Source organism: Paenibacillus sp. GD4 (assembly GCF_030846225.1).
Classification (GTDB): domain Bacteria; phylum Bacillota; class Bacilli; order Paenibacillales; family NBRC-103111; genus Paenibacillus_G; species Paenibacillus_G silviterrae.
Genome location: NZ_JAVCYK010000002.1, coordinates 1018772 through 1030550, shown reverse-complemented (window position 1 = coordinate 1030550; position 11779 = coordinate 1018772). Strand labels below are relative to the sequence as shown.

The 11779-nt window shown below is 52.1% G+C and carries 9 protein-coding genes; 4 read left to right on the top strand and 5 right to left on the bottom strand.

Going from position 1 to position 11779, the window contains the following annotated elements; all coding sequences use genetic code 11:
- Positions 1–4 precede the first annotated feature (4 nt).
- Positions 5–2290 carry a glycoside hydrolase family 2 protein gene (locus RAC89_RS27390; protein ID WP_306616890.1) on the top strand — a complete coding sequence of 762 codons (2286 nt, stop codon included), beginning with the start codon at positions 5–7 and terminating at the stop codon, positions 2288–2290.
- 150 nt (positions 2291–2440) lie between these two features.
- On the opposite strand, the gene RAC89_RS27385 is transcribed toward RAC89_RS27390, so the two are convergent.
- Positions 2441–3286, bottom strand: a complete 846-nt coding sequence (locus RAC89_RS27385) for a polysaccharide deacetylase family protein (RefSeq protein ID WP_306616889.1) — start codon at positions 3284–3286, stop codon at positions 2441–2443.
- Between the two features lie 621 nt (positions 3287–3907).
- Here RAC89_RS27385 and RAC89_RS27380 point away from each other — a divergent pair.
- Positions 3908–4147: a VOC family protein gene (locus tag RAC89_RS27380; RefSeq protein WP_306616888.1), complete on the top strand. Its 240-nt coding sequence runs from the start codon at positions 3908–3910 to the stop codon at positions 4145–4147.
- 12 nt (positions 4148–4159) lie between these two features.
- On the opposite strand, the gene RAC89_RS27375 is transcribed toward RAC89_RS27380, so the two are convergent.
- The 4 genes from RAC89_RS27375 to RAC89_RS27360 form a co-directional block, all read right to left on the bottom strand.
- Positions 4160–5029, bottom strand: a complete 870-nt coding sequence (locus RAC89_RS27375) for a phytanoyl-CoA dioxygenase family protein (RefSeq protein ID WP_306616887.1) — start codon at positions 5027–5029, stop codon at positions 4160–4162.
- A 130-nt stretch (positions 5030–5159) separates the two neighbouring features.
- On the bottom strand, positions 5160–5978 hold the full coding sequence (locus RAC89_RS27370) for an AraC family transcriptional regulator (RefSeq protein ID WP_306616886.1): 819 nt from the start codon (positions 5976–5978) through the stop codon (positions 5160–5162).
- A 24-nt stretch (positions 5979–6002) separates the two neighbouring features.
- Positions 6003–6866: a sugar phosphate isomerase/epimerase family protein gene (locus RAC89_RS27365; protein ID WP_306616885.1), complete on the bottom strand. Its 864-nt coding sequence runs from the start codon at positions 6864–6866 to the stop codon at positions 6003–6005.
- An 87-nt stretch (positions 6867–6953) separates the two neighbouring features.
- A complete protein-coding gene (locus RAC89_RS27360; RefSeq protein WP_306616884.1) occupies positions 6954–7856 on the bottom strand; it encodes an AraC family transcriptional regulator in 903 nt (300 codons plus the stop codon).
- Between the two features lie 149 nt (positions 7857–8005).
- On the opposite strand from RAC89_RS27360, the gene RAC89_RS27355 reads away from it, so the two are divergent.
- A complete protein-coding gene (locus RAC89_RS27355; protein WP_306616883.1) occupies positions 8006–10411 on the top strand; it encodes a glycosyl hydrolase family 95 catalytic domain-containing protein in 2406 nt (801 codons plus the stop codon).
- Between the two features lie 23 nt (positions 10412–10434).
- Positions 10435–11769 carry an ABC transporter substrate-binding protein gene (locus RAC89_RS27350; protein ID WP_306616882.1) on the top strand — a complete coding sequence of 445 codons (1335 nt, stop codon included), beginning with the start codon at positions 10435–10437 and terminating at the stop codon, positions 11767–11769.
- Positions 11770–11779: the final 10 nt, after the last annotated feature.

Genomic DNA, 11779 nt, shown 5'->3' with positions numbered 1-11779 from the left:
CAGGATGACATCTACAATTCCATTCAACGATAATTGGACGTTTACCAGAAATCATGACCCTATCTATGCGAGCGAGCTCATACAAGAGGGGCAATCGCTCACGCTGCCGCATACTTGGAATGCCGCCGATTATAGTGCAGGTTATTTTCGTGGGCAATGCTGGTATCAGAAAACACTGAAGGTCTCCCCCGAGGAGGTAACAAAACGCTTTTACCTCGAAATTGGGGCTGCCGGAAATAGCGGAGCTGTTTATATCAACGGCAACCTGGTTGGGGAAAGCCGGTGCGGATATGCGATGTTTCGTGCACCCCTGACCCCTCATATCAAGGCCGGGGACAATCTTATCTCCATTATGGTAGATAACCGCTTCCACAAAGACGTATTTCCTATTATGGCCGACTTTACGTTCTACGGTGGCTTGTATAGGGAAGTAAAGCTTCATGTCATGGAAGACGTTCATTTCGATGTTATGGATAACGGACGGGACGGAGTCTATATAACGCAAGCCCAGATCGGACCTCAAACGTTCGAAATGGCGGTGGAAGGTCAGGTCATTAACGAATCCACTGCGCCAGTCAAGGGGACCGTTCAGCTGCGTCTCAACGATCAAGACGGAACCCTCGTTCTAGAGGCGGCCTCGCAGCTGACCATAAAGGACGTAACGAAATTCAGCTTTCGAAACGAGATTGGAAATCCGATCCTGTGGGACGGAGTCGAGCGGCCGTACCTCTATACTGCGACTGTAACCATCGCCATCGACGGACAAATTCGGGATTCACGTGAGATCGAGATCGGATTCAGAACGATAGAGGTCTCGACTGACAAGGGATTGCTCTTAAACGGGAAGCCGGTCAAGCTGAACGGCGTATGCCGCCACCAGGATTTCGGGGGGGTTGGCAATGCCATTACGAGAGAGCACATGGATCGGGATATGGCTTTGATTCGGGAGGTCGGGGCAAATAGCGTTCGTCTCGCACATTATCAGCATGACGACTATTTCTATAGCTTATGCGACCGGAATGGAATCTTGGTATGGGCCGAAATTCCGTTTATTAGCAGACCATCTACCCAAGATCCGGAAAACCAAAATGCCGTCGAACAGCTGGAAAAGCTGATTAAACAAAGCTATAATCATTGCTCGATCTATTGCTGGGGCGTACAAAATGAAATCACGATTGCCGTAGAGACCGAACACACTCATCGATCAATACAAAAGCTGGTGGAGTTGGCCAAACGGTTGGACCCTAGCCGTTTTACCACGCAAGCGAACATCAACGGGGTGGAAGACGACAGCGTCATCAATACGTATACGGATCTCGTCGGCTATAATTTGTATTACGGTTGGTATTACGGTGAGTTGGCGGATATGGCGAAACGGTTTGATTCGTTCCATGCGGTCAACCCGAACACGCCATTGATCTTATCCGAATATGGGGCGGACACGAACCCTAAATTCCATACCTACTCGCCGGACAATCAAGGCTTTACGGAAGAATTCCAACTTGTGTTTCAACAGAATGCTCTTGATGCGATTGAAGCTCGACCGTTCGTCATTGGCGGTTATGTATGGAATATGTTTGACTTCGGCAGCGCCATCCGCAATGAAGGCGGCGTGGTCGGCATCAATCAAAAGGGACTGGTTTCGATGGACCGTACCCTCAAAAAGGACGCCTTCTATCTTCATAAAGCCTATTGGTCCAAGGAGCCCTTCGTCCACCTGGCCGGCCGGCGATTCGCAAACCGACACCGTGAACAGAATGACATCGTGGTCCTAACGAACCTGCATCATATCCGAGTGTATGTGAATCAAGTTCTTCTTGCGGATATGAAGAGCTATGCAAGGGTAAAAACTGTAAAGGACGTCGCGTTATCGCCAGGAGACAATGTGGTAAAAGTCGAGGGGATGGATGAGCAGGGAACTGTTTATACCGATGAGATCCAGCTGAGTTATGTAACGGAGGCGGATCCGGAGTACATCTATGCGAAGAAGGAACATAACGTGTACGCGGTGAACTGGTTCGATAAATTCGATTTATCGAATCCGGAAGTCGTCGATTTGAAGGACGGTTACTATTCGACCTACGACACAATCGAAGACTTGTACCACAGTGAAGCGGCCAAGGCAGTCTTTCTTAAGTACTTTGAACATGTAACTCAGGGCCCGCGCTTTGAATCATCAATGGATATTATGTCCATTCAGAAGATGGCCCAGCTTGTTTTTTACCAAATACCCCCGGAACTGCTGAAAGTCATTGACAAAGAACTGAATGCGATTCCTAAGCCTTTCTAACAAGAGTAATGAAGATCACCGGATTAGAAGTAAGAAATCTTATCTTCCATCGTAAGGAAAAGCCCGCCTCGACGAGGACGGGCTTTTCCTACAAGCATAAAGCTAAGAAATCGACGAAGAGCGCTGCCGCGCTCACTTCTCCTATTGCTATCAAGAACGCTGCAACTCCTTGAGATCCCTCCAATAGATCAGCTTGATTTCTTGCTCTTGCAATAACGCCTTGATTTCCTCATCTAGAAACACATCAAATTCGAAGCGGCGGACTGGCCACGTAGGCGTAATAGCTTTCAGTTCATCGGTATCCAAGGAAGGATGGAGAACTAACTCGGTGACGCCCGGTTTCAAATCGCGGATGATTTGCTTTGCAGCCTCTTTCGTGTCACTGTATACCGGCTCTACGCCGGTGTCAGGATAGAAGGGCAGCATCTTCACCTCATCGGGAAGCACAACTCCTCTCTTTTCCGCTTCCTTCACGACCCGCTCGTGATCAGCGGCATCTGTGAATAACGGGAGCGTTCGTTTCGGATAACGTAACGGAAGGCGGTACGTTTCGCAAAGCTCAAGCAGCATATCCATTCTGTGACCCATGCTGCCCATGTGGTTATCAATATTCGTCGGATCGATTCCCATTTTAAGTGCCATTTCCATCTGAGCAACAGCTTCCCTGTATAACTGGTCAGGGTCCGTTTCCTTCACGACTGTCGGTGTAATGGAGTGGAAATAACCGTTCTCGTCAACGAGCGTGTGCGAATCTTTACTGAGGGGACCCCATTTGTAATGCTTCCATTGGCTCGTATGAGTTAGGTGAATGCCTACATCCCATTCCGGATGCTGCCGAAGAATTTCAACCGCTTCGATCGTCCAGGCACAGTTCATCATCAGGCTGGCCGACGTAATCCATCTTTGATTCAGCAATGAGGCTATCGCCTGGTTGGTTGTGTGGCACATGCCGAAATCGTCCGCATTAATAATCAAACAGCGCTCCTTTTCTCTCAATATATTCACTCTCCTTTGATTTTCTTTTATCGTATACTTCTACTTGCATTCACGCCGCTCCTAGGTCGACTTCTCTTAAGAATAATCTCGACTATTTCTTGCCTAACCCTAACGAATACGGACAGCTGAAAGGAAAGGGAATCGCCATTCTGTGCCCGTGGTCGAACTTCGAGCGGTTGGTTCTCGCGTTCGCGTGGTGTGGTATGATGATTACCATACCAAGTAATCACAGTTAAGGGGCACGATGGAATGGCACTGGGGATTGTGGAGGTCGAAGGTGGGTTAATCTCAGGGGTAACGGGGAGGGAGCCTAGTGCGGTCATTTTCATAGGAATCCTATACATTGCGCCACCTGTTGGGAATGACCCGAGGAATGATCCGCATAGCCATTATGCAAAGCGGTTGCGGTATCAACGCCTTGAATAGCAGCTTGTCCCTTGAAGATGCAGAACGAATCGGTGTTGAACAGTGTGTGGATCCAGGGATAACGGCTTTTGCTGATAGATCATTCTAAGAAGCCCGACCGCATCCTATCGACTGTAATGACAGGTTAATGGGCGAATTTCGCCAGAACCGGTGATCCGAACGGTGAAGGTTTGCCGCAATGGAGTATGTATACCAGTGAGTCACAACGTACTTTGCGTTTGGACACAACAATTCAAAGGCATCAAATCCCGTACCCGGATCAGCCGATGTATGTTTTATAACCGAACCCCGATGGAGCAGGTGCTTCTTCATTTGGAAGCAAGCAGCGTGCCGGTTGAGCTCGGTCCGGTGCAGCGTAAAGGGGCACTCGGACCGATCCTCTCCGTATATTTTCGGGACCCGGATTTCAATCTGATTGAGGTATTCAGAGTTTGAACCATCGATGAATTAACACTCCGCGTTTGTCATCTCATTGGTGAACATACGCTTATACTCTTTCGGACTTAGCTTGTTTGCCGATTGCGGGGCGTAATGTATCTGTACCGAGCGGCGGCGTTTGGCCGAGAAATTCGGCGGTGTCCCGTGGTGAAGGAGGCCATGAAAGATGAGCACGCCGCCCGGCTTCAGCGGGACGGCAATATCATGCTCCACCTGTACAGCCCGGTCACATAGCTGCCAGTCGCGAACGGCGTAATGCGGCGCTCCGCCCTCGCGGTGCGAGTACGGAATCACGTGCATGCAGCCATTATCGAGCTCAGCCGGATCCAGTGCGAACCACATGCCGATGACGGCTTTGTCGTAAGCGAGGGGTCCGTAGGCCATATCTTGATGCCACGGCTTCTCGGCTCCTCCGGCAGGCGGCTTCAGAATCGCCTGATCCTGCGCCACGATAGCCTCTTCGCCGAACAGCTTGCGCAGCGCCTCCATCACATCCGGCTGGTAGGCAACCGCCCGAAGCCGCGGCTCGTGATCGACAAACTCGCTGATTTTGCGGGCAGCCAGCTCGATCTCCTCGGGCGTCTTCAGCTCACTGCGAGGCTTGACGAATTGGATCTTGGAGCCGGTGGACGTACCGGAGAGAATGTCCATGATCGCTTCGGCGGAGCGATTCACCTCCTCGGAGGAAAGCGCCTGCTCCACCACGAGATATCCCCGTGTCCAAAACTGCTTCACATGCTCCTCTGTCAAATCGTGCAGTGTCGGAATTCGATCGTTCTCCACCTGGTCATAACGGTATAAGCTTGCGGCAATCGAATGGGCAAGCTGAAGTTCCTCCTCATTCTGATAGGCGTATAAGGTTTTCTGGTTCGCTTCCATAAGCAGCCCCCCTACGGATGGTGGTAGTAACTTACTTCTGCATTCATCATACCTCCAACAGGGGGAACGGAACATGGAGCGAGTCCGTCATGATTTGTACTTAACCGGATATTGTGGCGGAAGCCTCAGTTTAATGAGGCTTCGCCTGTATCCCTTCGTGCTGGAAGGCTGAGGGAGGCTGACCGAATTGCTTTTTGAACTGCTTGCTGAATAGGAAAATGGATGAGTATCCCAGCGCGTCGGAGACCTGCGACACATTCATCGTTGTCTCCGAGAGCAGATGTCTAGCCCGCTCCAAACGCGCTTGTGTCATATATTTCTTCATTGACATGCCGGCATGACGCTTGAAGAGCTTTGCCAGATAGCTTGGCGTCAAGCCGACCTGAGCCGCTAACTCCTCATAGGGCCTGCCTTTCCAGCCGTCCTCCTGAATGCGCCGCATAACCTGAATGACGGCCTGCCGCTGCTTTCTGGACAGGGTGGCGCTCATATCCTCCGAGTTATGGCGGCGTCCCCGGTACAGCTTGATGAGAAGCTGCTTCATCAGGCAGTCGAATTCCTGCATCGTCCAATCATCCTGTTTGAACCGCGTGTCCAGCACCTGATGAAGAAGGCGTTCCAGCTCATAGGTTTCCTGCAGATATACGACACGCTCAGGCAGAAGCGCCACTTCGCAGGAAGGTACGGAGTCATACTGCAGGGTGAAGTGAATATAAATGACGGTTAACCGGTCGTCCGGGTTCTGCTCGGCTATCGGCGTATCGCCGGGATGCACGAGAAAGCAGGCTCCTTTGCGGATCGGGTATGTTAGTCCGTTCAGCTTCATCGTCCCTGATCCGCCAAGCACACACCATAAATCATAATCGGGGAGCGGGGCCGGCCGCCAATTCCAGCCCACCTCGCAATGGGCTTTTCCACTGTTGCGGGCATCTATAAGCTGATAGTTCAAAACGCCTCACCTCCCAGGCTGACGTTATTTCATGTCTGCTGTGACTTCGGCCCACAGCGCTTCCGCCATACGCTTGAACAGCTGAGTCTGCTGCCAGCGGTCCGAGATCTCAACGACGTTTCCGGCTTCATCCCGGCGTGTAATGGCGTAGCCGCCGGGCGGCCCCAGCTCGGTTACGAAGGGCAGCGCATCACCGGGCTTTGCCTGTGCTGCCCAATGTGTCATCGCCTTTCGCCACCATCGCTGAAAGTGCTTCACCATCGGATGGTCGCCGTCCGGACCAACATCCACCTGAATCTTCTCGCCATCGGATACCCTCGCATGAATGCAGGCTGTGTGCCCTAGCAGCTGATCGAAATAAGCCTCGGCACGTTCGGAGGTGCCGTTCAGCTCACCTGCGACGACATAATGGGACAGATCGATAGTGAGCGGCAGACGCCGTAGGGCGCTGCAATAATCGACGGTCCGCTGCAAGTCCTGTGTTACGGTGCCGCGGTGGGTTTCAATGTACACCGGAATGCGGGCGCGCTCGGATGCCTCCAGGATTTCCTCGAGTAGGCGAATCGCTTCGTCCCCGATGAGGAAGGCATCCATGACCTGTGCGTTGACGTAGGAGACGGGGCCAAAGCCGGCGGCCGCATGCAGCGTATCCACAATCTCCTTGGTCGAACGGGGCTGTGTCATGACTCCGAAGCTGAAGCGGTATTTCTCCAGCAGTCGCTGCCAGCTCTCCTTCTCCTGCGGGTCGGGCAATCGTGCTGCTATACCGGAATAACCGGCTTCGGCAATTTTTTCAAACCGTTCCTCCGTTGACCATTCCTTTCCCTTCGATCCAAGACCTCCCATCGACCACCAGGATTGCTGGACATTCAGTGTAAGCCGTTTCATGATCTCGCCTCCCGAACGTTTCTCGTATTTTATGAATTTATTTTACAAACTCAACTGATGAGTTTCCACTTAAAAAATGACGAATACTCATTGATGCTTCATCCTGTATTGAGTAGGTGAGACGCCCATGACCTTATGGAACGCTTTGGAAAAATAATGGATCGAGGAGTAGCTGTACTTGCGGGCAATCTCTGTGACCGTCAAGTTCGTGGCGCAAAGCTCATCCGCCGCTTGATATACCCGCCGCCTCTGAATATACTCGTACGGCGTAAGACCGGTCTCTTTTTTGAACAGTTCATGAAAGCGGCTTTTCCCCAGACCCAATTCCTTGGCCCAGCGGTACAGCTCCGTCTCTGCTTCCTCCAAAGGGTTGTTATCGATTCGGCCAAGCAGCTGGGTAATCCGCGGATCGCACCAGGCCTCGCTTCGCACGGCTATCGTCAGGTATTGATGCAGGAACGTTTGGAAGGCGGCATTATATTGCAACGACTCGACGGGACTCCGCACGCCTAACAAGGAGGGGGGCTGTGTAAACGCATTGAAGTAGGACAGCCACATAGCGAGATGGCTGATCCGCATCACCTCATGCAGCTGCATTCCCGGCAGGCTGCTTGCCCATTCCTTCACGAAAGGCCGATTCATTCCTCGAAAATAATCCCTTTGGTAATGAAAGTCCGGCCGCTCGACATAGGCCCAATCGAAATAAGCGCAGCGGTGGATCATCAGATCCTCCTGATCGGAAACCCACTGATGGGGCATTCCGGCCGCGATATACACCAGGGAGCCCGGCTGAAGCGCATGCTCGGCATCGCCAAGGAGAATCGAGCCACGACCCTGCTCCACGAGAATAATCGCATTGGCATAGCACACCCTTAGGGGGCATTGCTCCTGTGGGGTGAACTCGTATTTTTGCGCAAACAATAAGAGCGGATTGAAATCGGAATAGCGCGTAAGATAGTCAACCTTCAGCCTATACACCGGGATTCTCATCAAGCCGGCACCTCCTCGCCCCCAAAAAGCAAAGTCCATTTTTACTAAATCGTACCGGAAAATAAGACAAAAGGAAAGCGTTTTCCACAAAGACAACGGCAGATTCTCCCTTTAGTATGGAAGAGAGTAGACGATCAGGGAGTGACAAAATGCCGAAGATGAAAACCAATGCCTTCAAAAACAAGCTTTTCTTAAAATATCCCGCATCCTGGTGGAAAAACATGTGGAGAGAAGCGCTGCCTTCCGGAAACGGCACTATCGGTGCTTCCGTTTATGGTGCCATCAAGGAGGAGACCATCCTTCTGAATCACAAAGATCTGTGGCATTGGGGACGAAAGGATGCCTTACCTGACGTGAGCCATACCTTGGAGGAAACGCGCAAGCTGATGTCGGAAGGAAAGTACTTCGATGCCAGCTGGAACTTAACCAATGCCGTGAAGGAAACGGGCTATGCTACGCGACTGGCATCCAAGCTGCCGCTGGGGGATATCTCGCTCAACATGCCCTGCACGCAAGCGTTCCGCAAATATCGAAGAAGCGTTGATATGGAGACAGGGGAGGTTCAAGTGGCATGGCAGGACGGGGGAGCTGCGTTAGCGCGAAAGCTGTTTGTTTCACGCACCGATCAGATGGTCGTTTATGAAATCAGCAGTGCAGACAACGCGGTAGAAGGCGAGTTCCTGTTAAGGCTTCATAGAACGGACGGTTCCACTACCTCCGATAAATACAAGGAGCTGGAGAGTACGGTAGAGGTGAAGGCGGAAGGGTCGTATTTGTACTATGCGGCCACCAGCGATGAAGGCAAAGATTTTGGTATCGTACTTCGGCTCGTGTCGGATGGAGGAACGATCAGGCAGGAAGGCGATAAGCTGCAATTTGCAGGATCTAACCGGGTTATGGCGCTGGCGAAGGTGTTTGTTCAAAGCGACCGCAGCACGGAATGGCCCCGGCTGTACGAGGAGCTGTCTCGGATCGGGAAAACCTATACGCAATTGCTTGATGAACACGTCAAGGAGCACCAAAGACTGTTTCACTCGGCTTCCTTGAATTTATTCGGCGATCAGGATCACAGCTACAATGAAGAGCTCCTGCTTCAAGCTTATGATGGGGAAGCGCCAGTCAGCTTGATTGAGAAAATGTGGGCTTACGGGCGGTACTTGTTTATTTCCGGCACGGCGCCGGAAGGGCAGCCCTTCGGCATGTATGGGCTCTGGCCCGGGGATTACCGCTTGGTGTGGTGCCATAATATGGCGAACCAGAATGTTCAGATGATGTATTGGCATGCGCTGGTTGGCGGGCTGGAGGAGTTGATGCCTGCTCTCGTGCGCTACTATGAAGGCATGATGGACGATTTCCGGGATAATGCCCGCAAGCTGTACGGGTGCCGGGGTATCTATATTCCTGCGGGAACGACTCCCGGAACCGGCGTTCCTAACCAGATCGTACCTGTCATCATGAACTGGACGGGGGCGGCTGGCTGGCTTGCCCGGCATTATTACGATTATTATTTGTATACCGGGGATCGCGAATTTTTGGTAGGGAAGGTGCTGCCCTTTATGAAGGAGGTAGCGCTGTTCTATGAGGATTTCATACATCTGGATGAGGACGGCTCTGTCTTGTACTACCCTTCCGTATCGCCTGAGAATACGCCGCTTAACTTTATGCCGACGGACGGGAGGCCTCTTGCTCACCCGATGCCTACGACCATTAACGCAACCATGGACCTGGCAATTCTGAAGGAGCTGCTGACATACCTCATTGAAGGTAGCCGGGAAGCGGGCCTATATCTTGAGGAAATTCCCAAGTGGACGGCTATGCTGCAGCGGATCCCGGCCTATCGGGTTAATGAGGACGGAGCTATTCGTGAGTGGATGCATTCGGATTTCGATGACCGCTATGAGCACCGGCACTTATCGCACATTTATCCGGTGTTCCCTGGTCAGGAATGTACCAGAGAGACAGAGCCGGACTTATTCAAGGCATTCGAAACGGCTGTCAAGCGAAGGCTCATAGGGGCCCAGAGCGGCTGGTCGCTTGCTACCATGTCCAATATTTATGCCCGCCTGGGGGATGGAAACCGTGCGTTGGAGTGTTTGGATATCCTGGCTCGATCTTGCCTGTTGAGCAATTTGTTTACGCTGCATAACGATTGGAGAAACATGGGGATTTGTATGAATATGAATGAGGCTCCCATTCAGCTGGATGCCGCAATGGGCGTAATCAGCGCAGTGCAGGAGATGCTTCTGTACGTGTCCCCGACGCTTGTGAAGCTGCTCCCGGCCGTGCCGGACAAATGGGTGAGAGGCGAGTATGCGGGCTTGCGTTTCTGCACAGGTACGGTAACCGTCGCTTGGGACCGGGCGGAAGGCAAGCTGAGTGCCTGTCTTAGCGCAAGCAGGGATACAGCCATCACGTTGAAGCTTCCGGAATGGATGGATCGTTACGATGCGGACGGCCAAGACATCACGGAAGCGCCGGCTGTTTGGGGGAAGGGCTACTACGAATTGAAGCTTAAGGCGGGGGAAACCGTAACCATTACAGGTATAAAGGAGTAATCAAACCTTAGGAGGCGTAGGCTATGGACACAGCGAAGGCTTGGGGAGGAAGGCTTAGACTGGCGGTTTCTTCAACATTAGTGCTGGCGCTCGCAGCAGGCTGCTCAGGAGGGAAGGAAATCAACGAACAGGTGGTGGTCCCTCCGAAAGAGGCGACAGAGCCATTTGATACCAGCTTGACGGCGAACCTCTCTATGTATGTCGACATCAGCCTGCCCGACGAGTGGTATAAGAAATTTGTTATCGATCCGGTAACCCGAAAGTTTCCTAACGTGAAGCTGGACCTTGTCCGAAGAGGAAAAGGGACGAATCCGGATGAACTCGTGGTAACGGGCAGCTTCCCGGATATCTTATATAACAGTCCGCCCAGACTGAACTCTTACAAGGAGCTCGGGCTCTTATCCGATATGAGCGACTTGATTAAGAAGTACAACGTCGATTTGAGCAAGTTGAATCAGCCGGCCATGGATACGATACGTCAACTGGGCGAAAAGGGGCAAATCGTCGGATTACCGTTCTGGGTCAACTGGTCCGCCTTGTATTATAACAAAGACCTGTTCGATAAGTTTGGCGAGCCTTACCCGAAGGACGGTATGACCTGGGAGGAAGTGATCGACCTCTCGAAGCGCCTGACTCGTTCGGATAACGGCATCAGCTATCGCGGTCTGGACCATTCGCTGAACAGCTTCACCGGACAGCTGTCCCTAAGCTATGTGGATGCCCAGACCGAAAAACCGGCGCTGCTGCAGAATGAGGGCTTCAAGCGTTCATACGAATTGCTGCTTAGCTTGTACAGCATCCCGGGCAATCAGGAAAGGAAGGCTCCGAAGGATGCGTTTCTTAAGGACAAAAACCTCGCGATGTGGCCGATGTACGCGGATGTTCCGTCCTGGATCGCCGAATTGGAGGCCAAGGGGGAGGCGTTCAACTGGGACATGGTACAAATCCCGAGCTTCAAGGAAGCTCCCGGCGTGTCGCAGGCCGTCGATTCGCACAACCTTCACGTCACCAGCAGCAGCAAGAACAGGGAAGCCGCATTTCAGATCATCCTGTATCTGCTCTCGGAGCAGCCGCAGCTGGAGCTTGTAAAGCACGGGTTCCTGACCTCCTCCAATAACAAGGAGCTTAATAAGCACTTTGGGGAAGCCATGCCGGTGTTCAAAGGAAAAAATGTAAGTCCTGTCCTGGAGTCGAAACCGGCACCGAAGGGCGCTATGCATAAATATGATTCCATCGTCTCGAGTGAGTATAATAAGGCGTTCACAAATGTCGAAAAGGGAACGAAGGATATCAATACCGCACTGCGAGAAGCATCCGAGTTGGCTGAGAAGCGTATAGAGGAGGCCAAGAAGAAGTAGAGTAAGGAGG